This window comes from Proteus sp. TJ1640 (assembly GCF_003144445.1).
Taxonomy (GTDB): Bacteria; Pseudomonadota; Gammaproteobacteria; order Enterobacterales; family Enterobacteriaceae; genus Proteus; species Proteus penneri.
Genome location: NZ_PENY01000027.1, coordinates 196395 through 221580, shown reverse-complemented (window position 1 = coordinate 221580; position 25186 = coordinate 196395). Strand labels below are relative to the sequence as shown.

25 protein-coding genes are annotated in these 25186 nt (G+C 34.5%); 17 read left to right on the top strand and 8 right to left on the bottom strand.

Annotated elements, in window-relative coordinates:
- Positions 1 to 587 precede the first annotated feature (587 nt).
- The 5 genes from leuE (at position 588) to ddlA (ending at position 4980) form a co-directional block, all read left to right on the top strand.
- Positions 588 to 1235, top strand: a complete 648-nt coding sequence (leuE, locus tag DK861_RS13420; RefSeq protein WP_072063941.1) for a leucine efflux protein LeuE — start codon at positions 588 to 590, stop codon at positions 1233 to 1235.
- Between the two features lie 406 nt (positions 1236 to 1641).
- The gene (locus DK861_RS13415) at positions 1642 to 2250 is read left to right on the top strand and encodes a DNA-3-methyladenine glycosylase (RefSeq protein ID WP_109400438.1); all 609 of its coding nucleotides are present in this window, start codon (positions 1642 to 1644) and stop codon (positions 2248 to 2250) included.
- Positions 2251 to 2328: 78 nt separating this feature from the next.
- Positions 2329 to 3177 carry a bifunctional DNA-binding transcriptional regulator/O6-methylguanine-DNA methyltransferase Ada gene (gene ada, locus DK861_RS13410; protein ID WP_109400437.1) on the top strand — a complete coding sequence of 283 codons (849 nt, stop codon included), beginning with the start codon at positions 2329 to 2331 and terminating at the stop codon, positions 3175 to 3177.
- A 61-nt stretch (positions 3178 to 3238) separates the two neighbouring features.
- On the top strand, positions 3239 to 3559 hold the full coding sequence (gene yqfB / locus DK861_RS13405) for a N(4)-acetylcytidine aminohydrolase (RefSeq protein WP_109400436.1): 321 nt from the start codon (positions 3239 to 3241) through the stop codon (positions 3557 to 3559).
- Positions 3560 to 3879: 320 nt separating this feature from the next.
- Positions 3880 to 4980 carry a D-alanine--D-alanine ligase gene (gene ddlA, locus DK861_RS13400; protein WP_109400435.1) on the top strand — a complete coding sequence of 367 codons (1101 nt, stop codon included), beginning with the start codon at positions 3880 to 3882 and terminating at the stop codon, positions 4978 to 4980.
- Between the two features lie 145 nt (positions 4981 to 5125).
- Here the strand turns inward: ddlA and DK861_RS18210 are convergent, their stop codons facing one another.
- On the bottom strand, positions 5126 to 5311 hold the full coding sequence (locus DK861_RS18210; protein WP_162556783.1) for a hypothetical protein: 186 nt from the start codon (positions 5309 to 5311) through the stop codon (positions 5126 to 5128).
- A 232-nt stretch (positions 5312 to 5543) separates the two neighbouring features.
- On the opposite strand from DK861_RS18210, the gene DK861_RS13395 reads away from it, so the two are divergent.
- The 4 genes from DK861_RS13395 (at position 5544) to DK861_RS13380 (ending at position 9127) form a co-directional block, all read left to right on the top strand.
- A complete protein-coding gene (locus DK861_RS13395; protein WP_229096593.1) occupies positions 5544 to 5921 on the top strand; it encodes a lysozyme inhibitor LprI family protein in 378 nt (125 codons plus the stop codon).
- A 203-nt stretch (positions 5922 to 6124) separates the two neighbouring features.
- A complete protein-coding gene (locus tag DK861_RS13390) occupies positions 6125 to 6658 on the top strand; it encodes a hypothetical protein (protein ID WP_109400434.1) in 534 nt (177 codons plus the stop codon).
- A gap of 218 nt (positions 6659 to 6876) precedes the next feature.
- Positions 6877 to 7677 carry a MetQ/NlpA family lipoprotein gene (locus DK861_RS13385; protein ID WP_109400433.1) on the top strand — a complete coding sequence of 267 codons (801 nt, stop codon included), beginning with the start codon at positions 6877 to 6879 and terminating at the stop codon, positions 7675 to 7677.
- A gap of 166 nt (positions 7678 to 7843) precedes the next feature.
- Positions 7844 to 9127, top strand: a complete 1284-nt coding sequence (locus DK861_RS13380; protein WP_109400432.1) for a cystathionine gamma-synthase family protein — start codon at positions 7844 to 7846, stop codon at positions 9125 to 9127.
- A gap of 65 nt (positions 9128 to 9192) precedes the next feature.
- On the opposite strand, the gene DK861_RS13375 is transcribed toward DK861_RS13380, so the two are convergent.
- A complete protein-coding gene (locus DK861_RS13375; protein WP_109400431.1) occupies positions 9193 to 9750 on the bottom strand; it encodes a GNAT family N-acetyltransferase in 558 nt (185 codons plus the stop codon).
- Between the two features lie 220 nt (positions 9751 to 9970).
- Here DK861_RS13375 and DK861_RS13370 point away from each other — a divergent pair, with 220 nt between their 5' ends.
- Positions 9971 to 10816 carry a helix-turn-helix domain-containing protein gene (locus tag DK861_RS13370; protein WP_109400430.1) on the top strand — a complete coding sequence of 282 codons (846 nt, stop codon included), beginning with the start codon at positions 9971 to 9973 and terminating at the stop codon, positions 10814 to 10816.
- A 132-nt stretch (positions 10817 to 10948) separates the two neighbouring features.
- On the top strand, positions 10949 to 11485 hold the full coding sequence (locus DK861_RS13365) for a metallophosphoesterase (RefSeq protein ID WP_109400429.1): 537 nt from the start codon (positions 10949 to 10951) through the stop codon (positions 11483 to 11485).
- Between the two features lie 164 nt (positions 11486 to 11649).
- On the opposite strand, the gene ydeE is transcribed toward DK861_RS13365, so the two are convergent.
- The gene (ydeE, locus tag DK861_RS13360) at positions 11650 to 12837 is read right to left on the bottom strand and encodes an efflux MFS transporter YdeE (protein ID WP_109400428.1); all 1188 of its coding nucleotides are present in this window, start codon (positions 12835 to 12837) and stop codon (positions 11650 to 11652) included.
- 302 nt (positions 12838 to 13139) lie between these two features.
- Here ydeE and accA point away from each other — a divergent pair, with 302 nt between their 5' ends.
- Entirely contained in the window at positions 13140 to 14102 is a 963-nt protein-coding gene (gene accA / locus DK861_RS13355) for an acetyl-CoA carboxylase carboxyl transferase subunit alpha (RefSeq protein WP_109400427.1), read from the top strand.
- A 78-nt stretch (positions 14103 to 14180) separates the two neighbouring features.
- Positions 14181 to 15068, top strand: a complete 888-nt coding sequence (locus tag DK861_RS13350; protein WP_109400624.1) for a LysR family transcriptional regulator — start codon at positions 14181 to 14183, stop codon at positions 15066 to 15068.
- Here DK861_RS13350 and DK861_RS13345 read toward each other — a convergent pair.
- Positions 15056 to 16573 (bottom strand): MFS transporter, encoded by a 1518-nt coding sequence (locus DK861_RS13345; RefSeq protein ID WP_239452184.1) that lies wholly within the window; start codon positions 16571 to 16573, stop codon positions 15056 to 15058. The genes DK861_RS13350 and DK861_RS13345 overlap by 13 nt on opposite strands.
- Before the next feature lie 152 nt (positions 16574 to 16725).
- On the opposite strand from DK861_RS13345, the gene DK861_RS13340 reads away from it, so the two are divergent.
- The gene (locus DK861_RS13340; RefSeq protein ID WP_109400426.1) at positions 16726 to 17322 is read left to right on the top strand and encodes a TetR/AcrR family transcriptional regulator; all 597 of its coding nucleotides are present in this window, start codon (positions 16726 to 16728) and stop codon (positions 17320 to 17322) included.
- 72 nt (positions 17323 to 17394) lie between these two features.
- Here DK861_RS13340 and DK861_RS13335 read toward each other — a convergent pair whose 3' ends face one another.
- Positions 17395 to 17985 (bottom strand): TetR/AcrR family transcriptional regulator, encoded by a 591-nt coding sequence (locus tag DK861_RS13335; RefSeq protein ID WP_109400425.1) that lies wholly within the window; start codon positions 17983 to 17985, stop codon positions 17395 to 17397.
- A gap of 140 nt (positions 17986 to 18125) precedes the next feature.
- On the opposite strand from DK861_RS13335, the gene DK861_RS13330 reads away from it, so the two are divergent.
- Positions 18126 to 19334 (top strand): MFS transporter, encoded by a 1209-nt coding sequence (locus DK861_RS13330; protein WP_109400424.1) that lies wholly within the window; start codon positions 18126 to 18128, stop codon positions 19332 to 19334.
- A 63-nt stretch (positions 19335 to 19397) separates the two neighbouring features.
- Here the strand turns inward: DK861_RS13330 and DK861_RS18580 are convergent, their stop codons facing one another.
- Both DK861_RS18580 and DK861_RS13325 read right to left on the bottom strand, forming a co-directional pair.
- Positions 19398 to 19523, bottom strand: coding sequence for a hypothetical protein (locus tag DK861_RS18580; protein WP_006536833.1), 126 nt, complete (start codon positions 19521 to 19523; stop codon positions 19398 to 19400).
- A 379-nt stretch (positions 19524 to 19902) separates the two neighbouring features.
- Complete coding sequence (locus DK861_RS13325; RefSeq protein ID WP_109400423.1) at positions 19903 to 21501, bottom strand: ABC-F family ATPase; 1599 nt, start codon at positions 21499 to 21501, stop codon at positions 19903 to 19905.
- 253 nt (positions 21502 to 21754) lie between these two features.
- On the opposite strand from DK861_RS13325, the gene DK861_RS13320 reads away from it, so the two are divergent.
- Positions 21755 to 22210 (top strand): YaiI/YqxD family protein, encoded by a 456-nt coding sequence (locus DK861_RS13320; protein ID WP_006536837.1) that lies wholly within the window; start codon positions 21755 to 21757, stop codon positions 22208 to 22210.
- Positions 22211 to 22313: 103 nt separating this feature from the next.
- On the opposite strand, the gene DK861_RS13315 is transcribed toward DK861_RS13320, so the two are convergent.
- Entirely contained in the window at positions 22314 to 23555 is a 1242-nt protein-coding gene (locus tag DK861_RS13315) for a TerD family protein (protein WP_109400422.1), read from the bottom strand.
- A 171-nt stretch (positions 23556 to 23726) separates the two neighbouring features.
- Between DK861_RS13315 and DK861_RS13310 the strand changes: the two genes are divergently transcribed.
- Positions 23727 to 25127 (top strand): amidohydrolase, encoded by a 1401-nt coding sequence (locus DK861_RS13310; protein WP_109400421.1) that lies wholly within the window; start codon positions 23727 to 23729, stop codon positions 25125 to 25127.
- The last annotated feature ends 59 nt before the right edge of the window (positions 25128 to 25186 follow it).

Sequence of the window (25186 nt, the reverse complement as noted above, 5' to 3'; positions counted from 1 at the left end):
ATGTCACGATAGCGTGCATAGTAACAATATATCCCCTCAGATAAGGAGATATTTCTCCAATAATTAGCATTTGATCTTTAGGCATAGACCTTTCACTAACTGTTTTATTGTTAGTTTACCTGTTTGCATAAAATTATCATAAAAAATCGTTTATACATGGCATACAATACGTTCAGGGTGATGTTCATCACTATTATCAATGTAATAGGTGAGATTGTTTTAGTTTTAAAAGTAGTACATAGGTTCAAGATCACAAAAAGAATAATAAACCATAACAAAAAACAAACAATAGAATATTACATCCAATTATAACCAAAAATACAGATTATAATTCTATATATTAGTTTTTAGGTGATTATTAAATCTGTAGAAAATTTAATTTCAGCATCATACTATAACGCATATTTAAACTGGTTTTTAACTCTAAAAAATAAAATAAAAAAAGAGTTATAAACTGCTTTTTATATTGAAAGATGGAGTAATTAACTTATCTTTATTAATTATAAAGATTATTGTTTTACAAAAATATTATTATGGATATGATGGCTCACATATTCAGCATGTTATTTTTTTGAAAAAGGCGTCGTATGTTAGAAAGTATCGGTATTTCAAATATTTGGACATACCTTTTAGGCGTTATTTTTATTACCTTAGTACCAGGTCCAAACTCGATTTTCGTTCTTACTTCCAGTGCGAAGCATGGCGTAAAAGGGGGGTATAAAGCCGCTCTTGGTGTTTTTACGGGTGATGCATTATTAATCTTTTTGGCATTTTTGGGGGTTGCTTCATTAGTCAAGACTTCACCCGTTTTCTTTATTATTATTAAGTATGCAGGTGCTCTTTACTTAACCTATTTAGGATTAAAAACGTTATATACAACGTTTCAAAAGAAAAATGAGACACCAGAGCAAGTCACTGAAGTTACAGTAAAAGCAAAAGATGGTCTTTATGTTAAGGCGTTATTTTTGAGCATGCTTAACCCAAAAATGATCATTTTTTATGTTTCTTTCTTTATTCAGTTTATCGATCCTAAGTATGAAAATGCAGGTATACCATTCTTTGTATTAGGTGTTATTTTAGAAATATGCAGTATGCTTTATTTATCAGTCCTTATTTTTGGCGGTGTTGCAATTACCAATAAAGTAAAACATAACAAACGGTTAGCTTCATTATCAAATAGTTGTATTGGTGCTGTGTTCTTGCTTTTTGGTGCAAAGCTGGCATTAACTGCATGATTTTATTAAACAAAAAAGCCACTTTAAAAAGTGGTTTTTTTTAGCTAAAAATAAATGATCATTTCAATAAATTATTTAATACAGCCTCTAATATTGAGTTGTATGTTTCTGTTTTAATCATTTTGTTTGCTGGAGCAAGAGAATAGCGAGAACCTTCCGATTCATAAATATACTTTCAGATGCTAATATTCTTAATATTCTATTTAGAACATAAGGAATTGAATTCGTTTTTTTGCAAGTTCATTTATATCTTTAGGTCCTTCTTTTAATAAATCAGCTGTTTTTAATAATGGTTTTTTCCATAATTATTTTTAATAACTGAAAATAAAAAAGCAAGAAATGGAGTGCATAATACCTTATTTCTCAAGTTATACTGTCATCTAGTATATTTTAATATGAGATAGCTATGTATTTTCAATATGGCGAGAAAGAGATAAATACTTTAAAAAATCGTGATAAGCGTTTAGCCGCGCTTATTGAAAGAATAGGAGATATTAAACGGCCTCTTACTCCTGATTTATTTACAGCATTAGTTAAAAACATTATTGAACAACAAATTTCAGTTTCTGCTGCCGTAACCGTTAATCTGCGATTACTCAAATTATGTGAAGGGCTTTACACACCAGAACGTATTGCAAAATTATCAGAACAAGAGATACAGCAGTGTGGAATGACTATGCGCAAAGCCGGTTATATTATCGGTATTGCGGACGCAATTATTTCAGAAAAACTAAATTTAAATAAAATTCCTGATATGACAGATAAAGAAGTTATCGATACTTTAATTCAATTAAAAGGTATTGGGGTTTGGACTGCAGAAATGCTATTAATCTCTTCGCTTAATCGGCCAGATATTTTAAGTTGGGGAGATTTAGCTATTCAACGTGGAATTATGCGTCTTTATCGTCATAAAACATTAGATAAAGTACGCTTTGCACGCTATCGAAAACGCTATTCACCCTATGGTTCTACGGCATCGCTTTATCTATGGGCATTATCTAAAGAACCAGAGTAATTGAGCAATAAACGGAGTTCTTTATTCATTATATTTTGTTACTAATGGCTATAATTCTGCATTTAAAGGACTACCATAATGGAAAATAAACATAATCAACTTATTGAGCAAGCCTGCCGTTTTATTGAAAAAAATAACGGTGACGTGTCGCTAACCAGTATTGCAGAGCATGTGATGGCAAGCCCATATCATTTCCATCGCTTATTTAAATCAACGATGGGGATCACTCCAAAAGATTATGCTAATGCTTATCGTCAAAAATTAATAAAAAAGGCGTTAGTTCAAGATGGCAGTATTACAGATGCGATTTATCAATCTGGCTTCAATGCTAATAGTCGTTTCTATGAAAATGCAAAAGCAATATTAGGTATGACACCAATGAATTGGCGTACAGGAGGTAAGAATATTGCTATCTTTTTTGCTATCGCGCAGTGTTCTTTAGGAAGTATTCTTGTGGCGCAAAGTGAAAAGGGGATTTGTGCCATTATGTTAGGTGATGATGCGGCGTTGCTATTAGACGATTTACAAAAACAATTCCCTCTGGCTGAATTAATTGGTGCGAATGAAGAATTTGAGCAAGTCATTGCACAAGTTATCGGCTTTATTGAGTTACCCAAACAACCCTTATCTTTACCTCTTGATATCCAAGGTACTGTATTTCAACAGAAAGTTTGGCGGGCATTATTAGATATTCCTTTTGGAAGCACGATGACTTACCAGGAGATTGCCGATAAAATTGGAGCACCTAAGGCATATCGTGCTGTCGCTAATGCCTGTGCGGCTAATAAGCTAGCAGTTGCTATTCCGTGTCATCGTGTTATTCGACAAAATGGTGAATTATCAGGTTATCGTTGGGGGATTGAGCGTAAAGCTAAGTTGCTTCAGGCAGAGGCGTTGAATAACCCTAATTTGGGCAAAAAAGAATAATAAGTCATTATTGCATGATAAGATAATCAGCAGATTATCAATAAATTTATGAGTCAATATTATGTCGGCAATACCAACAGAAATTACTTTTTTCGAACGTTTAATTCCTTCTATTCTTGAAGAAAAAAAAGTGATTACTATCCGAGATGAGAGTGAAAGTAATTACAAGCCAGGAAGCATTGTTGAATTATTTGCTAATGAACATCGTACTTATTATGGAAAATTGAAAATCATAACAGTATCACCTTTACGTTATGACGAAATCAATGAGTATCATGCGCAACAGGAAGGCATGGCACTCCCAGTATTGAAAGCGCTTATTAAAGATATTTATCCGACGACACAATCGTTATATCTTATTGAATATCAGCTAATAAAATAAGAACAAATAAAGGATCGCGTCGTGATCCTTTTTGCTTAAGCAAAATCTTCTTAAATTATCTTAAGTGTAAAGTGTGAATAATCAATAATTTTCATTTCGGTTGGTTTACATCAGCCATGGTGTTTACCTTACACCAATAGAATTGATCTTGTTATTGCATCAATATATCTTGAAATAGTGACGTTTTAACACTCTAAATCATAGAATTTCATCATTTTATCGTAATTTTTCTCAGATAAGAACTATCTACCTACATTGGGGGTTTTTATCATGATATATTGCTACCTATTCGCTATAGCTGTCCTATAAAAGGTTAGAAAATGAGTAAATTAAGAGTCGCTATTATTTTTGGTGGTAAATCCACAGAACATCAAGTTTCATTACAGTCAGCAAAAAATATTATTAATGAATTAGATCGAACGAAATTCGACCTTTGCTTAATCGGTATTAATGAACAAGGTCAGTGGCATGAATATTCAGAAACTGATTATTTACTAAATAGCGATAATCCTAAAACTATTTCATTAAGTAAACCTTTAAGGGCAGTTGCTATTATTCCAGGTAGTGTAAAAAAACAATTTATTTCACTTGAAGATGGTCAGGCATTACCTCAAATCGACGTGGTATTCCCAATTGTCCATGGTGCATACGGTGAAGATGGGACACTCCAAGGCTTATTACACATGATTGATATGCCTTATGTGGGGCCTAATATCATGAGTTCAGCAGCTTGTATGGATAAAGATATTACTAAACGTCTACTTGATGGTGCAGGATTAGCGGTTGCACCATTTATTACCATTATGGCACATCAAATTAATGATATTCATTACAATAAAATGGTGCGTCAATTAGGACTTCCTTTATTTATTAAACCTGCGAACCTAGGCTCTTCAGTAGGAATTAGCAAAGTTAATAATGAAGAAGAATTCAACGCTGCATTAGAAATGGCTTTTGAATACGATCTTAAAGTAATTGTTGAAAGTGCTATTGTAGGTCGTGAAATAGAGTGTGCTGTTTTGGGTAATGAAGATCCAGAGGTTAGTCCTTGTGGTGAAATCGTATTAAACGATGCTTTCTATGCCTATAACACAAAATATATTGATGAAGATGGTGCTAAAGTTGTTGTTCCTGCGGTAATGGATGAAAACACAAGTTTGCATATTCGCCAAGTTGCCTTAAAAGCATACCGTGTTCTTAATTGCTTAGGTATGGCTCGTGTAGATGTGTTCTTAACACAAGATAATCGTGTTGTGATTAATGAAATAAACACGCTGCCTGGTTTTACTAATATCAGCATGTATCCTAAATTATGGCAAAGTGCAGGTTTAGGCTATCAATCATTAATTACTAAATTAATTGAGTTAGCACTAGACCACCATAGAAAAACGGCTGTTTTAAAAACGAAGTGTGAACTTTAATTGATGTATAAAAAGTGGGTGCTTGATAAAAATTACATACCTCAATCAATTTAGTATTAACAGTTGCTGATGTTCAGATAACCTGTAATTTTTATCGCATGCTTTAACGTTATTACGTTTAAAGAAGTACGCAAAGCACTCACTTTTAGCTCTCAAAAAATAAATATTCATCAAGTAGGGATAGAGCATCAGGGGAATAACTATCTCGTCCTTGATTGTTCTGATTAGATAAAATCAATGTTCCAGATAATGTGTCTGTTTTAGAAGAAAAACTAATTGGTGTTATTGTTGATGTATTCAATTCAAAATCAGAATGTTGACTACGACTCATGATAATCAAACATTTTGCTTAATTTTTTTTTTTTTGCAAACTATATTTATTTCTAAAAACATAAATATTTAAAAGTATTAACATGGTTACTCAGCGTTAAATACTATTATCTAAAATAGAGTTATTTTTCCTTGTCTTTACTTAATTGCCATATAAAAACTTTGTTAAAATGATAAAGAACTTATTTTTTATCTTCTAAAACTATGTTTTTAATCAAAAAATGGACGGTGCGATGAAAAAACTTATCCTATTCGGTACAATATCTGGCGGTATACTATTTTGGTCTATACATTTACAAGCAGATAATTTTGATTGTCGAAATGCTGCGACTCAAACTGAAATTAACCAATGTGTATATCAAGATTTTCAGCAGAAAGATGAAGAGCTTAACCATATTTATCAGCAATATTATGCTAAGTTAGAAGGTGTTCGAAAAGATCAACTTAAACAAGCTCAGTTGGTTTGGATTAATTTTAGAGATCTCTCTTGCCAATATGAAGCTGATTATTATCAAGGTGGTAGTTTAGCACCAATGGTGTATAGCAGTTGTTTAAAAGATAAAACAACAGAAAGAATTAGTGATCTTAAAAATTACATTGCTCTATATTAACTGGAAACATTAAACCTAAAAAAATATATATTAAAAATATCTTCTTTTTATAATGGTTAAATAAATATAGTGATCGTCATAAAAATATTTTATAAATGGTGAAAATGTAAATTCTGTATTATTTTGAAACATAAAAAATCTTGACTAATCATTATCAAAAAGTAGTCTGATGCGCAAGTAATAAGCAAAAAGAACAGAATATAATGAATAAGATATTAAAACTTGGGCTAGGATTACTTTTTTTATCGCTACCATTTGCTTCAGTATCATCAGATATTAAACTCGAATATGGCGTAAATCTTATCGATTTTAATGGTGATGGTATTCCTGATGTTGTTGTTAAATCTAGACGATCATTTGATGATTCAACATCTGTTGATATGACAACTGTTTATATCAAAGGAAGTGATCAAAAGGTTTATATTGTTCCGTCTATCTATGCTAACGCTTTGAGTCTTTTTAACAATAAGATTAAAGGTGCAAATATCACCATCTCTGATTTCAAATTTATTGAGAAAAAAACACACATTATATTGTTAAGTGCTGAAAAGATAGGAAACAATCTACAAAAACCCACTCCAGTTCGCTTTTCAAGCCATTCTATTTCAGAAAATAAAAAAAGTGATGAAACTCAGTTTAAATGGCAATTTGATACTTATTGTGTAACTGAATCAGCCTATCTCAGCGTAGAAGATGCATATTCTGATAATTGTATAAACAAAATCATTAATGAATAAATTTACAAATTAAATTGCAAACACATCATATTATGATGTGTTATTTTTTTATTTTATAAAACAATGTATTGTAAAAATATAAGCAATATTCTTTTCTTTATATGCATTGGGGACTTGTATCATTTCTTATTCCTTGTTATTAATCTATTGTTAGGATGATTCTTAATCAAAATAATTTTTATGGCACTGTTTTATCAAAGTTTGTTTTAGAGGGAGATATGAAGGAAATTATTACAGGTTTACTTCTAGCCTCAATATCATTATTTACTGTATCTTGTACACAAGAAGATACGCATAAAGTAAAAGTGGCAATTAATACAGGGCCTGATCAAGTGATTTGGGATGAAGTTATTCGTTTAGCGAAATTAACAGAAGGGTTAGACGTTGAAGTTGTCGTTTTTAATGACTATGTACTTCCTAATAAGGCATTAAATAATAAAGAAGTTGATGCGAATGCATTCCAATCCATTCCTTACCTTCAAACACAAATGAAAGAAAATGGTTATAAATTTCATATCGCGGGTAAAACCTATATTTTTCCTTTAGCTGCATACTCTAAAAAAATTAGCGATATAAATGAGTTACAATTAGGATCTCTTGTTGCTATCTCAAATGAAGCTAGTATGAGAGGCCGAGCACTTCTATTATTAGCAGACAACCATCTTATTACTCTCAATGAGGGCGTAGGTTTCACCCCAACAGTAGACGACATTATCTATAACCCCAAAGAAATTAAGTTTATTGAAGTCGATACGCCACAGCTCACTGAGGCACTAAATGATCCAACAATTACAATAGCGATTATTAATAATAATTTTTCGTCTCAAATTGGATTAATTGCAACTCGAGATGGATTAATTCTAGAAAATAAAAATTCACCTTATGCCAATGTTATCGTAACCCGTGAAGATAACAAAGATGATGAAAATATAAAGAAGTTGATTTCAGTGCTTCACTCACGACAAATCGAGTTGAAGTTTAAAGAAATGTATAAAGGTGATGCACTAAGAGCATGGTAACGTCTTAACTTAAAGATAGAGAGAATTCTTTTTATCTTTAAGTTTTTATTCCTAATTTCGCTATTTTTATATAACTGCTAGTTTTTATACTTTATAAAACATTCTAACAACATGAATTTTTTTCAGTATGATAACTCATCCTCCATTCCACAGAAGAAATAAAAAAATGGCTGACTCTCAACTAAAAAAACAATATATCGGTGAACATAAACTATCACCTGAAACACTTATGATGAGTTATGGCTATGATCCATTACTTTCTGAAGGTTCAGTAAAACCACCTGTGTTTTTAACATCGACCTTTATTTTTAAAAGTGCAGAAGAAGGCAAAGCTTTCTTTGATACAGTGAGCGGAAGAAAGCCTTTACCAGAAGGTGAAAAAGCAGGTTTAGTTTATTCTCGTTTTAATCAACCTAATAGTGAAATTGTTGAAGACAGATTGGCTGTTTATGAAAATACGCAATCTTGTGTATTATTTTCATCAGGAATGTCTGCAATTACCACAACATTAATGGCATTAACGCAACCTGGTGATGTTATTTTACACTCACAGCCACTTTATGGCGGAACTGAGACATTAATTGCCAAAACACTGGCTAAATTTGGTATTCAAGCAACGGCATTTACTGACGGATTAAATCTTTCACTTATTCAAGAACAAGCAGAGAAAGCCAGTCAAAAAGGGCGTGTATCTGTTATTTTTGCAGAAACGCCTGCAAACCCAACTAACTCATTAGTAGATATTGAAGCATTAAAAAACGTTGCTGATCAATTAGAAAAAACGCAAGGTTATCGTCCTATTATTGTTTGTGATAACACACTACTTGGTCCTCTATATCAGCATCCGATAGAACAAGGTGCTGATATCTCAGTCTATTCTTTAACTAAATATGTCGGTGGGCACTCAGATTTAGTTGCTGGTGCTGCAATGGGCTCTCGTGAGACTATTAATCAAATCAGATTATTAAGAGGAGCTATCGGGACTCAACTGGATCCGCATTCTTGCTGGATGTTAGGTCGTTCATTAGAAACGTTACAAATTAGAATGGAAAAGGCCAATCAGAATGCATTATTAGTTGCAGAGTTTCTGCGTGATCATGAAAAAGTAAAAGCTATTCACTATTTGCCTTTTGCAGATAAAAACTCGGTTGAAGGTCAAGTATTTGCAAAACAATGTACAGGTGCGGGTTCAACATTCTCATTTGATATTGTGGGTGGAGAGAGTGAAGCTTTCCGTTTTCTTAATGCTATGAAAATTTTTAAACTTGCAGTTAGTCTGGGAGGAACAGAGTCTTTAGCCTGCCATCCTGGCTCAACAACTCATTCTGGCGTACCGATAGCATTACGTCATAATATTGGTATTCAAGACACTACCATTCGTTTATCTATTGGTATTGAAAATCCTCAAGATTTAATTGCTGATTTATCCCAAGCATTAGCAAGTGCTTAATTAAATTGCCGTATTAATATTAAAAAACACCAGATAATGTGAATTTCACAATCTGGTGTTTTGTTTTAATCGGTCTGTTTTTGGATTTCAATCCATTCATCTTTAGTTAAGCGACAAATATTTTCAACTTTCACTTCATCTAAAAATTCCGTGTACTGTTCTTCAATAACGTGATGAAATTTAAATCCACATTTTTCTTGTGCTTTTTGTGATTTCTTATTATCAGCAAAATAGCCACACCATAAATTATCTAATTCCAATGTTTCAAAGCTATGCCGACTGATTTCTTTTACGGCTTCTGGTATTAAACCTTTGCCCCAAAAAGGAACACCAATCCAATAAGAAACTTCAGCATCATTATCCCCAATCAGGAAATTACTCTCATTTGCAAAAGATAGTCCAACCAAGCCAATGGCAAGATCGTCATCAATTAACGTAACAGCATAAACTTCATCACGCATAAATATAGTACGAATAATTTCGGCACTTTCTTCAACACTTTTATGTATTGGCCAACCTGCAATTGGCCCAACTCGTTCATCTTTTGCATATTGATACAAACTTGACGCATCAGAAAGTTTCCATGGGCGTAATGTAAGTCTTTCCGTTTTTAATGTTTTCATTTAATAAGCTCTCTTAATTTTTAAATATTTTGCAGTTTATCTTGCGTCTTTAAGATGTGTTTATTCTAAAGAAAACGACTAAAAAACGAATGTCATAAAAAAGGTAAAATCGGTACTTTTGATAACTAAATAGAAGGAAATACTTGTTATTAAGTTCAATATCATCAAATATAAAAACAGCAAATGAGCTAGGTAAGAATTAAAAGAGGTTAATTGATTTATGTTGAGTCAAGTTTTGTCACAACTAAATGCATCATCGCAACATGTCATAATGGGTGAAAGTAATATGACGAATGAAATAAGTTGTCCTCTACCACTATCTTATATTGTGATCATGATTTGCTTAGAAGGAAGGGCTATAATCAATATTGGTTTTCAAAAACAGGCGATCAAAGCGAATGACATTCTTATTTTAGGTAATGATATGATGGCGGTTTTGCGTCAAAAATCAGCAAACTTCCGCTTATTTTACTGTTTTCTGGATAAATCTTTTGCCTCAGAAATTGCTTACTCTCTTTCTAATACTTTATTTGCTTTTCTCCATGAAAATCCCATTTGCTCCCCTCAAAAAGAACAAAAAGAAGCCTTAAATAGATGGATAGAACAACTAAAATATATAGATAATCATTATTCTGAATATCGAAAGTTGATGTTAAAAAACCATCTACAAAATCTCTTTTTTGCAATCACAGAATTAATACCAACATATTTCTCTATCGCTAAAAAAGAATTTAGTCGCAAAGAAAAACTTTGTTGGCAATTTTGGGAATTAATTGGAAAACATTGTTTAAAACATAGAGAAGTTGCTTTTTATGCAAATTGTCTTAATATTACGCCGTTTTATTTATCACAAATAACAAAACAATTTTTTAATGATTCACCTAAGACGTTGATTAATCGTCAAGTTATTCTTGAAATAAAAGCATTATTAATGCACACTTCACTTTCAGTAAATGAGATATCAATAAAACTTCATTTTGATGATCCTTCTTATTTATGCCGATATTTCAAAAGAGAGACGGGGCATTCTTTATCTGGTTACCGTCAACAACATCAACGACAATAAAACAGATGATATTGTACTTATTGTTCTATTTTTAGCGAAAGGAGGTAATTATGTTGAAAAAATATCACTATACAGACCGATGGAAAATACTTTCTTAAGGTTAAGATTTTTATTACTTATTAAGAACTTACTATGATTTACTTTACTTCTGATACACATTTTTGCCATTCGAATATCCTCAATCTTTGTGATCGTCCTTTCAATAGTGTAAGCCATATGAATGATACATTAATCCATAATTGGAACGCTTATGTATCTGAATATGACGAAATCTATATTTTAGGTGATTTCCTCTATCGAGGAACAGGGCAAGATGCTAACCGAATTTTACGTCGGTTAAATGGTAAAAAGTACCTTATCCGTGGAAATCATGACAAATTTCTCGATGATCCAGAATTTGACGCATCAGTATTCGAATGGGTGAAAGACTACTTTGAATTGGATTATAAAAAACGAAAAATCGTGATGTTTCATTATCCTATATTAGAATGGGGTGGTTTTTTCCGTGACGCTATTCATTTATATGGTCATGTGCACAATTCACAAAAAGATCCAACTCAACGTAAACGTTTAGATGTTTTAGGAAAAAATGCAATTAATGTCGGTGTTGATGTGAATGACTTTTTCCCCATTAGCATTGAAACTATTCTAAAAAGAACATCAAAATAATTTGAGTATGTGGTATTTTTATTTTAATTAAGGTAATAGCATTAATTCACCGTATAACTCAGCTTTGAAAAGAAAAAATAGAGACTAATAAGTCATCAAATTTCTATCTAAAACCCATAAAAAAGACACCAAGGTGTCTTTTTAGTACGCTAAATTGATCAAAACTAAAGAGCAATAGTTCTTTCTTTATGGACATTCATACCTTGGATCATACAAAACCAAGCTAATGCAGATACTACCATTAAAATAGCAAATAAAGAGGCTGGCGGAAATGCAGTTAAAATAAAGCCACTAGCAAGCGGATTAAGTGCTGCACCTAACCAACCGAGTGATTGCGCAGAAAAATAACTGGCTTTCATCCCTAATGGTGCAATGTTATCAATCATCATATACTCACCAGGTGCATAAATTAACTCACCAAAGGTAAACACAGCGATAGCTAACGCCCAAAAGATTAAATTGTCGCCTGCAAACATAAACCCAAGCAAACCCAACATAAAAAATAGCGTACCAAGCGTCATTAATTTACGAAGTCTTTCGGCTGTAACATGCTTACCTACAATATATTGTAGCGAGACAACAATGGCAGCGTTTACGGGTAATACAACCGCAATGACAGACTCTGCTAATTTTGCATCGTAAACCACTAAAATATATTGCGAAATACACGAAGCAAAAGAGCCAAATGTTAATGTACCGAAAAAAGTAGAGAGCACAAACCAACTTAATGCTCTGTCTTTTAGCATTATTTTTGGATCCCATTTCACACTATTTTCTTCACCAACATTTATTGTTTTAGAACGTTGAACAAATAACTGGATCATAAAAAGTGGAACACTGGCAGAAATAGCTGCAAGCCAAAACGGTAATTGTGTTCCATACATTAATAATAAAGTGCCAATAGGTGGGCCAACCGTCCACCCCATATTAATAAAGGTATAGTTTAGAGAAAATATTTTAGGTTTTGCTGAAACTGACAACGTTTCAGAAAAATAGGCCTTTAACACGGTTGAGAATACTAAATAAGAGCAGTTAATCACCGAGAAAAAAATAACGACTAAAACAGTACTATGAACAATAGGTATTGCCGCAAATCCAAAGATAAACGTTATAATAGAGAGGAGCATATAACGTTTTTTCTCAAATTTATCAGCAAGCATCCCAAAGCCAAGGCTGAAAAAAATACCAGTTGTTAATGCAATAGACATGGCAATACCAATATCATCAACAGGTAATTGATACTCCCGCGATAAATAGATCGCCATAAATGGTAATGTTGCACCTCTTCCTATTGTAAGAAGAAGTGATGAAAATAACAGTGCAGTTGTTGATCGTGTTTTTTTTGAGAACATATTATCTTTATTCTAATTATTTGTATTTTATGAGCTGTTTTATAAATTTTGCGATTATTTACGGGTGAAAAATGAATAAATTCGCACTGTATATTAATACATGACTTAATAATTGCTGTATAGCCTAAAGTTAGAGAAAAAGCTCTTTTTGATCTTGTCTTTTTTCTTGCTGATCTTGTAATAAGGTTTAATTATCCCATTTTTGATAATAGTGTTTATCAAATTCCTCTCTATCAACACATTGTTCTTTTTTCTAAACTGCCAATTATTGTTTTATTTACTGCATTAAATCCGAGGTAGTTATGTCTTTTATTCATCTTGAATTTGAAAAACCCATTGTTGAATTAGACGAAAAAATAGATGCATTGCTCACTTTTAAGCAATCTCAAGATGAACCAACAGGTATTAATTTAGATGAAGAAATCGCACGTTTAAGGCAAAAAAGTCTTTCGCTGACCAAATCTATTTTTACTGATTTAGGTGCTTGGGAAATTGTGCAACTCGCTCGTCATCCCATGCGTCCATATACCCTTGACTATATTAAAGCGATTTTTACTGACTTTCAGGAGTTAGCGGGTGATAGGGCTTATGCCGATGATAAAGCGATTGTTGCGGGTTTAGCGCGTTTGGACAAAAAGGCAGTTATGGTGATTGGACAACAAAAAGGGCGTGATACAAAAGAAAAAATTCTTCGCAATTTTGGTATGCCATCACCAGAAGGTTATAGGAAAGCACTTCGTTTAATGAAAATGGCTGAACGTTTTCATCTACCCGTTATTATTTTTATTGATTCTGCGGGAGCTTATCCTGGTGTTGGTGCTGAAGAACGAGGGCAAGCAGAAGCTATCGCTCGTAATATTCTTGAAATGTCACGATTAAAAACACCTATTATTTGCACTATTACTGGTGAAGGATTCTCTGGCGGTGCGCTAGCCATTGGTGTTGGTGATAAAGTTAATATGTTGCAATACAGCACTTATGCAGCAATCTCACCAGAAGGCTGTGCTTCTATTTTATGGAAAAGTTCTGATAAAGCGCCAATAGCGGCAGAAACCATGGGAATGACTGCACCTAAATTACAATCATTAGGCATTATCGACGCTGTTATTCCTGAGCCATTAGGTGGAGCTCATCGTGATCATCAACAAGCTGCTGAATTTCTTAAGCAACAATTATTAACCGACTTAACCTTATTAAAAAGCTATTCAACCGAGGAACTTTTAGATAAACGTTATCAAAAACTCATGTCTCATGGCTACTGTTAATTATTAACGAGATAAAAGAAAATGAATGATACACTGCCTATATTAAGCAATAGAAAGACAGTAGGCAGTGAATTATTTATGCAAATCGATCTTAATTTATTACGTATTTTTTCTGCCGTAGCAGAGCAAGGACAATTTGCCGCGGCTGCTCGATTATTATCTATGCCTACCTCAAATATCAGTCGCGCAATTAAACAGCTTGAACAGCAACTCAATTGTAAACTTATTGATAGAACAACGCGAAAGATGCGTCTTACTGAACAAGGTAAATTACTCTATCAGCAAGGAAAGAAAACCTTAACTGAATTAGACAATGTTGTTAGCAATATTACCAGTGATGGGCCATTAACGGGCACTTTCCGTTTAACTATTCCAAGTGAATATGGTAGTGAACTACTGGCTGATATTTTGGCTGATTTTGCTGCACTTCATCCTAATTTACTTATTCAATGTGATACCCAATTAATGCCAAGAAATATCATCGATGATGATATGGATTTACTATTAACTTTTCATCGCGGAAATCTAGCAGATAGCAGTTACCATTCGCGATTAATTAAATCGTGGCGCAGTATTGTTGTTGCATCTAATGAGTTATTAGAAAAAACAGGCGTTCCAACTCATATTGAACAATTAAGTCAAATGCCTTGTATTTCTAGTTTAAGCGCACTAGAAGGGCAGCCTTGGATATTTATTGATGAACATAAAAAACCAATAAAAGTTACTATTAATAGCCATTATCGAGTAAATAGCGCCATATTGGCAAGAGCTGCGGTATTAAAAGGATTAGGGTTTGCTATTTTAGCTGAGCATTGTTGCTTTGATGCAATTAAAGCAGGGGATTTGCGAGCTATTGAATTTCCTCAACAGCCCGCCAGTATCAATTTAATCGCAATATATGCAAGTCGTAGTGCGCTTTCTCGTAATATTGGATCTTTTCTTGAGTTTCTCACTCAACGTTTATAAATATTAATCTGTGATTTGTTGGGTAAGTATTTTATGTTTTGCTTAACCGGAAAGAGCACAATAAATAAAGTCACAAAACATGAGATACCCGCGGTTGCAATTGCATAAGCAAACCCAGAATTAAATGCCTCTGGTAGTAAAGTGGTGAATCCTTTGTCTAAATTGCTCGTAGCATTTTCAGTTACCAGGCTGACAATATCGATATAGTTTACAGATATTCCCAATGTCTGACTTTGCATAACCATATAATGGATTGCTTGTTGCACCATTAATGTACCGAGTAAAGCAATCCCCATTGTCATTCCTGTTTGTCTTAATGCATTCATGGTTGCAGACGCCATACCAGAGCGAGATGGTGAAACACTTTTCATCACTAAAGCACCAATTGCAGGTGTTGACAAGCCCATTCCAGCACCTAATACAAATAGGTAACTTCCAGTTATTCCATAGTGGCTATTTGTTGCCAATGTTGCTAATAAGCAAGAAGAAATAGCAATAAACAAGAAACCACAGATCATGAGTTTTCTGACTGAAAAATATGCAGATAAACGTCCAAAAGACATAGAAAACAGTGCCATCGCAATAAATTCAGGTGCCATTCTCCAGCCAGTTTCTAATGCACTCCAGCCTTGTGCTTTTTGCAGAAAAAAGGCAATAAAAAAGACATTACTATAAGTGGCAAAGCCCAAAGTGAAAGAAGAAAGGTTATATTGAAAAAATGCACGATCTTTAAATAAAGTAAGTGGTAATAAAGGGCGTTTAACGCGTTTTTCTATCATTAAAAAAAGGACAAGGAATATAATGCCCACAATCAATGTCGATAAAGTTCGATAATGCGACCAACCAACCGATCCGGCTTCAATTAAACCATAAGTTATCAAGCCTAATCCTAACATACTGGTTAATTGACCAAAGGGATCGAGTGCAACATTTTCAGGATCGGCACTTTCACTTAATCCATACCAACCCAGTAATACAGTAATTATGCCTATAGGAATATTAATAAGGAATATACTTGCCCAACCATTAGTATGAACTAAAACACCACCTAAAATAGGACCAATGATGAGTGATAATGCACTAACAGAAGACCATATTCCTATGATGCGAACCCGTTCAATATCAATAGGAAAAGCATGAGTGATTAAAGACAGTGCACCCGGAATAAGTGCAGCAGCAGCAATACCTTGAATAATACGTCCAAGAATTAATATTTCATGTTGCTGTGCAATTGCACAAATTACTGAGCCTAATGTGAAGATAATCACACCCCATAACCACACTTTTTTTCGTCCAAAGCGGTCACTTAAAGGGCCTGATGACAAAATACAGGCCGATAAACAGAGCGCATAAGCATCGACAATCCACTGTAAGGTTGCCATATCAGCATGGATATCATTTTGAATAGTGGGTAATGCTACATTTACGATACTAATATCAAGTGTTGCCATAAAAGTACCTAAACAAATGGCACAGATAAGTGACAGTCGTTTCAAATAAGTCATAAGATTTATTGCCTTAATGATGAATAATAATGGCATAATAATACTCGACTGACCGTCGGTCAATTGGTATTGATAATGAGTTTCATTTATCATCATTGTGAGTCGTTTTAATATAGAGTACGCTTTACAAGCGCCTTTGAGGGAGATAAGTAATGTCATTAGAAGAACAAACAACAGATAAACCAAGAACAAAACCCGCCGAGGTTCGTTTAGAAGAGTTAATGAATGCGGCAGAAACGTTATTTCTTGATAAAGGTTTTGATGTCACAACCGTTAGCGATATCGTAAAAAAAGCAGGGGTAGCCAAAGGAACGTATTACCACTATTTTTCTGCCAAAACAGACGTTCTTGATGCACTCAGAACACGTTATATGGATTGGTATTTAAATAAAATAGATAACGCAATGGACGCCTGCTCACAACAAGATCATCGTGAAAAATTAAAACAATGGTGTGAAATTAGCGTTATTGCTTATGTTGAGAAAAAAGCATTACACGATATGCTTTTTCATCAAGTATTTCATCAAAGCAGTAATATTCATGAAAATAGGGCATTACAGCAAATTAAAACACTGTTAATTTCAGGTTCAGAAAATAAAACTTGGCACGTAACACAACCGGAATTAACCAGTACATTAATTTATCATGGTATGCATGCAGCTGTTGATAATTTAGACCATAGCAAAGAATATACCGCAAAAACATTAGGTAATATGTTATATCAGCAATTTACTCAATTGCTAAAATAAATGAAATCTTATCGTGACAGTGTCACGACATAAGGTTTTGATAAGAGAAAAGGGTAAAATTACCCTTTTTATTTATTCTGTCGAATTACGTAGACTGTTTAATAAAGTATCTAATGTTGATTTAGCCTGCTCTAGTTGAGTTTTACCATCAAGACTATTCGCTATCCATAAAGCAGTCGCTTCTAAACTACCATAAATAAATAGAGCCAACATTTTTGAGTCGGTTTTGATAAGTATTTTATTTTCGATAAGTTTATCAATCATATTGCTCATTGATATTACACAATGAGTGGGGAGTTCCATCAATTTATCACTTAATACGGCACGTGAATCTCGCATAATAATACGTTGAATTTCAGGCTCTAAAGCCATTTCTAAATAGGTATGACAACGCATTGAGAATGCCAACCAAGGATCATCAATAATATCGGAAATAGCCTGCAAACGCGCATCCATCTCTGCATCTATTTGTGCAACAACAGCAGATAACAATCCTTTTTTATCACCAAAATGGTGATATAACGCCCCCCGAGTTAATCCTGCTTGCGCCGTTAAGTCATCCATTGATGCTTCTGCATAACCTTGTTCACAAAAGACTTTTCTCGCTGTTTGTAGCAATAATAGTCGTGTTTCTTCCATTTCGGCACGCGTACGTCTAGCCATTTCATCTCCTTTTTCAAATATACATACGTATTGTTTGTATATTTACATTCAGTTCGTATGTATATATGATTTATACATACGCAATGTATGTATTATCTTTAACCCTCGTCAAAATGGCAAGGGTAAACATAAGGAAAACGATGATAAGCACTTATCGAACACTGTTTAGCTATAAAGGCACTCTATCTTTCACCTTAGCGGGAATGGTTGCAAGATTACCATTACCAATGATGGGGATTGGTATCATAATGATGATTTCACAACTTACAGGGAGTTATGCATTAGCGGGAACAATCTCTGCTAGTTTTGTATTTACTTATGCAATTCTATCACCCCAAATATCACGTTTAGTTGATAATTATGGGCAATATAGAATTTTACCTTTATTCACATCAATTAGTGTGATTGGGATCGGGGGGATGCTATTAGCCACATGGTTACAGTGGCATATTAGTTTATTATTTATTTTTGCAGTACTGATTGGTTTTATGCCGTGTATTTCTGCCATGATCAGAGCGAGATGGACTGCAATTTATAAAGAAGATAGTCGTTTACAAACAGCTTATTCATTAGAAAGTGTGTTTGATGAAGTGACATTTATTATTGGTCCACCCATTTCAGTCACATTAAGTGTCGCTTTTTTCCCTCAAGCAGGGTTATTACTAGCCGCTTTTTTTCTTATTATTGGTGTGTTATTACTCGTTTTACAACGTGATACAGAGCCGGCAATAATATCAATATCGTCTGAATCAACATCTCATAAAACACACTCTGTGATCCGTTTTTCTCTTGTCAAAATCTTAACTGTTATTATGATTTTTATGGGCGTTATTGTAGGTACTATTGATATTTTTAGTGTGGCTTTTGCCAATGCCCAAAAAATACCCGCAGGAGCCAGTTTTGTATTAGCAGCCTATGCGGTTGGCTCTTGTTTTGCAGGCTTATTTTTTGGCACGTTAAAATTATCAACACCTTTACACCATTTATTATGCTTAGGTGGCATCGCAACTTTCCTTACTATTTTGCCTCTTATTTTCGTCGGCTCTATTTATAGCTTAAGTTTTGTCGTATTAATTTCGGGGATCTTCTTTGCTCCTATGATAATCGTGACTATGTCACTTATTGAGAAAAATGTACCAGAAAATCAGCTAACTGAAGGAATGACATGGTTACTTGCAGGGTTAAATGTAGGTACAGCAATTGGTGCAACATTAACAGGACAACGGATTGATTATTCCGGTGTTCAATCTGGTATATGGGTTGCAATTGGAGCAAGTGCTTTAGTGATGTTAATTGCATTTTTAGGTTTTCAACGTATTAATCATAAAAACAGTAAAAGTTATGTGTGATTAATAACGCACAAAGCCTAAGATATCAGCAAAAATTAATGACAATATCTTAGGCTTTTTAAATCAACGGCTACGATTTAACAACATTAAACAAAGGAAATAGCTACCACCTAAAATCGCCACCAACGTTCCTGCTGCAATTTGAGTGGGATAAATAAATATTTGCCCAAGCCAATCAGCCCACCCCATTGAGGTAAATTAATTTATGCAAAAATATCTATAAATGATAATTTTTGGGGTTAATTAATTGTTTATATCAATTCAAGTCCGCCTTCCTCCGACAGAAGTGCTGCTATGCTACGCATGATGGGTTAAACATAAAGTTCGCATTCCTGCTACCTGCTGTAAATACTAAGCTCGAGCGCGCATTAAAGTGCGTTGGCCACAATGGCGTTAAAATCACCATCCATTAATCCTGCAGGATAATCATTATGTTCGGGTGCACCGTTATAGTGTTTTATTGAAAAAATAGTAGGGCAAAATTATTGTGATCTTTTTGATAACAATAAAAAAAGCTTGATAAAGAGTATCAAGCCTCATTTATTTATTGCTCTAATTTATTATGAAATTAAAGTGTAATGCCTTTTTTCGCAAGGAACTCATCATAAGTACCTTGGAAATTAGTTACTTTTTCAGGTGTAATTTCAATAATACGATTTGCCAATGAGCTCACGAATTCACGGTCATGAGAAACAAAAATCAGAGTACCTTGATAAAGCTCTAATGCCATATTCAGTGATTCGATAGATTCCATATCCAAGTGGTTGGTTGGTTCATCCATAATCAGAATGTTTGGTTTTTGCATCATCAGCTTACCAAATAACATTCTGCCTTTTTCACCACCAGATAACACTTGAACTGATTTTTTCAAGTCATCTTGAGAGAACAGTAAACGACCTAACACGCTGCGTACAGATTGCTCGTCATCTTCTGGTTTCATCCATAAGCTCATCCAATCAAACACTGTCATATCTACTTCAAAATCAGTAGCGTGATCTTGTGCATAATAACCAATATTTGAGTTTTCAGACCATTTTAAACGGCCTGTATCTGGTGTTAATTCACCGACTAATGTTTTGATCATCGTCGATTTACCTACACCGTTATTACCTAAAATAGCCACTTTTTCACCCACTTCAAGCATCATATTGACGTTTTTAAACAGTGGGGCATTATCATCATAACTTTTAGAGATATTTTCTACTTCAAGCGCATTACGGAATAATTTTTTCTCTTGTTCAAAGCGAATGAATGGGTTTTGACGACTAGATGCTTTAACTTCAGCTAATTGAATTTTCTCAATTTGTTTTGCACGAGAGGTCGCTTGGCGTGATTTAGAGGCATTAGCACTAAAGCGACTTACGAAAGATTGTAATTCACTAATTTGTGCTTTTTTCTTCGCATTGTCCGCTAATAAGCGTTCACGCGCTTGGGTTGCAGCAAACATATATTCATCATAGTTACCTGGATGAACAGCAAGTGCACCATAGTCTAAGTCAGCCATGTGCGTACATACCATATTTAGAAAATGACGGTCATGGGAAATAATGATCATGGTACTGTTACGTTCATTTAGCGTTTGCTCAAGCCAACGAATGGTATCAATATCCAAGTTATTCGTCGGTTCGTCGAGTAACAAAATATCAGGATCAGCAAACAAGGCTTGTGCAAGTAACACCCGCAATTTCCAACCTGGAGCCACTTCACTCATAGGACCATTATGTTGTTCTAATGGAATACCTACGTTTAGCAATAATTCGCCAGCACGAGATTCAACGGTATAACCATCCATTTCACCAAATTTGACTTCAAGATCGGCAACACGTAAACCGTCTTCTTCACTCATTTCAGGTAAGCTATAGATGCGTTCACGCTCTTGCTTAACTTCCCAAAGTTCAGTGTGACCCATAATTACCGTATCAAGCACAGTAAATTCTTCATAAGCAAACTGGTCTTGTTTTAGTTTACCAAGACGTTCATTAGGATCGAGGAATACGTTGCCACTAGTTGGCACTAAATCACCACCTAAAATTTTCATAAAGGTTGATTTACCGCTACCATTGGCACCGATTAAACCATAGCGATTTCCGCCACCGAATTTGACAGAAATGTTTTCAAACAGTGGCTTTGAGCCAAACTGCATAGTGATATTATTGCTGATTAACAAGACGAATACTCATTATTAGTGAATGACAAAAGGTAATGGGGCGGCATTATGCCACAAGTTCCCCCTATTAAGACAGTAAAGCGACGAATGTCTATTAAGAAATTATTGCCATAAGAGAAAAATTCATCTTTAAGTGAAATATTAGAAAAACGAGAAAGATTAAAGTTTCAATCAATTAGTCACAATTAATATGTTATTTTAAGTGCCATAAATACAGACTATTTTAATACTAAATAACAAAGAGAGTGTTGTTATGCCTATATGGGTTGATGCTGATGCATGTCCAAAAGTAATCAAAGAAGTGTTATATCGAGCAGCCGACAGAGAAAAAGTGATTATTACTTTTGTTGCTAATCAACGATTAACCGTACCCGCATCGCCTTTCTTACGTACATTACAAGTTTCTGCGGGGTTTGATGTAGCTGATAATGAAATTGTCCGCCGTACTAATAAAGATGATTTGGTTATTACCGCTGATATTCCATTAGCAGCCGAAGTCATAGAAAAGGGCGCAGTAGCTCTGAATCCTAGAGGTGAACGTTATACTGAAGCAACTATTCGAGAACGTTTAAATATACGTGATTTTATGGATACAATGAGAGCAAGTGGTATCCAAACTGGCGGGCCTGCAAGTTTAAGTCAACGTGATCGCCAACTTTTTGCGAATGAATTGGATAAATGGCTTTTGCAACAAAAGAAACACGCTTAATTACTCAGAACTAAACGCGTTAAATAAACGACAAACGGGCATAGTCATTATTGCCCGTTCTTCCTTAAGATAAACTTTATCTTAATTCTTTTTTAGAATGAGCTCAGACATAACGCTTTGTACCTAAAATACTCGGTTTCTTCCCTTTAAAAATATGAGGGCCATCCATCGTTAATTTAAGCTCATCACCAATACGAGTTAACCAAGGAGTGGCTTCACTGCCTGCTCTTGATGTCACCCCTGAAGGTTTTAACGTAATACTGTCTTGATCGATTTCAATAATACCAATGACATAGGTGTAAATCATATTATTGAAAAAGCCTTTTTTGTATTCACAAGAGCACTCAACGATTTGATTACCATACTCCATGCGCATTGTTGGTTTTAATGAAGCAACAGAAACACAACCATTACTAATAGCAGAGTAAACACTACAAACTAATGCCACTTTTCCGCCCATTAATTGAGAAATAGCAGGGTTTATTTCAACTGTTTCACAGCCGGGCTGATCTTGACTAACACTGACCACATCACCAGTATGGAAAACAAAAGGATCTGAATGAAAAGCACCACTTTTATCTGGAGCTTGAATAATAGACATTTGACCATTAGGGCGCAAAATACCCACACGAAGATCTAAATCATCGTTATCCTTACCATCACCATTATCTATCCACGTTGCACTGACTAAAATGCGCTTAGGTGCATCACTCCCTTTTAGTAAAGAAACACGGTGGCTACTATCTGGTTTTGTCAGTTTCACCACACTTTTTTGTATATTAACAGGTGGTGTTGACACAGGTGCAATAACGGGGGCAGGCTCTTCAACTTCAACACCATAAAGGTTACATAAACCAGCAAGCCCAGAAGCAAAACCTTGCCAAACAGAACGAACTTTATTTTGATCATTTCTAACATAAAGCTCTAAAACGATAATACCTGTCTCTTGTGAAAACTGGCTTGGGGCTAACTCAATAACTTCATTATTTAGCAACACGTGTGCTTTTAACTGCTGAACAACAGCAAAACCGCCAGCACTGCCATCTTGCGTTAATGTGATGGCTATTTTAGTAATATTTGAAGGTAAACGAGAAAAATCAAAATCAATACTATGAATAACTGTTGAGCCTTGGGTTATCGGTGAAATAAATGAAGCAGCACCAGAGGCATGATGAGGCGCATTGAAGAAAACCATATCCTCGTCATTAACGACTTTTCCTGATCCTGTTACTAAAAATGCAGTCAGATTAATATCAAGATTATCGCCTACAGCATGAGAAACTTTAACTTGTCCTTTATTTTCGTTAAGTGATGTATTTTCACCAGGTTGCAACGTTTTACTCATAATACCGCTCCTTGATTGTTAAGACTAACTGCAAAAAATTTAAGCCACAATGTAATGATAATCTTAATTAATTATTTATTCGGTGATCACATTCACTTTCAATTGATATCAAAAGCCAATGAATTTATTTATAATCTTAAGGAAATTTTCCCATCAAGACGAGAGGTAATGATGTCATTTTCTAAATCTATGCTTGCTTTGGCTGTAATGGCGATCTCATTTTCTAGTTACGCGACAAAACAAGCTGATTTGATGATAGTTGACGGCACAGTTCTGACTATGGATCAGCAAAATAAAATCATTGAACAGGGTACTGTTGTCGTAAAAGAAAATAAAATTATTGCCGTTGGTGGCCCTGAGCTTTCCAAAGAATATCAAGCTAATAAAGTATTAGATGTAGATGGTGATATTGTAATGCCAGGTTTAATTAACACCCATACTCACGGATCAATGACTGTATTTCGTTCATTAGCCGATGATGTGCCAGATCGACTTCATCGTTATATTTTCCCACTTGAAAGCAAAATGGTTTCTCGTGAAATGGTCAGAGTGGGTGCTGATCTAGCAAATATCGAAATGGTAAAAGGTGGCGTAACAACTTACGTTGATATGTATTATTTTGAAGATGAAGTCGCCAAAACGGTTGATAAAATGGGGAATCGAGCGGTATTAGGCGAATCTGTGATTAATTTCCCTGTTGCCGATGCAAAAACACCTGAAGAGGGTATCCAATATGCAGTAAACTTTATTAAAGAATATAAAGATCACCCTCGTATTACCCCTGCATTTGCTCCACATGCTCCTTATACAAACACTACAGAAAACCTTCAGAAAATTGCTAAATTATCAATAGAACTTGATGTTCCTGTTATGATCCACTTAGCTGAAACTGATCGTGAAAAAGAAGAAATCGCCAAACGTACAGGAGGTAAAAGCCCTGTTCAATATATGGCAGATATCGGAGCGTTAAATAATAAAGTTATCGCGGCTCATGCAATTATGGTGGATGATAAAGATATTGATTTACTGAAAAAATATGATGTTGGTGTCGCTCATAATATCAGTGCAAATACTAAATCAGCGAAAGGTGTAGCGCCTGTCGTCGCGATGCTAGAAAAAGGTGTCCGTGTCGGTTTAGGGACTGATGGCCCAATGTCGAGTAATACGCTAACAACCATGAACGAACTCAATCTTGTAGGTAAGATCCATAAATTAGAGAATAAAGATCGTGCTGCTATGCCACCATTAACTGTTGTAGAATTGGCGACAATGGGTTCGGCGAAAGTCTTGCATATGGAAGATAAATTGGGCTCATTAGAATCAGGCAAACTTGCAGATATTATCGTTGTTGATACTAAATCACCTAATATGGTGCCTATGTATAGCCCTTATGCGGCATTAGTGTATGGTGCAAATGGCAGTAATGTTCGCCACACCATTGTAGATGGAAAAATCTTAATGGAAGATCGCCAACTATTAACAGTTGATGAGAAAGCGATTATTAAAGAGGCACAAGATTTCTCTGATAAAGTACGTAAAACTGTTATCGACAGCGGTGAAGTTGTTAAATAAAAATTGATAACAAACATCTTGATCCTAGGCAGTTTGCTTTTAAACTGCCTTTTTATTAT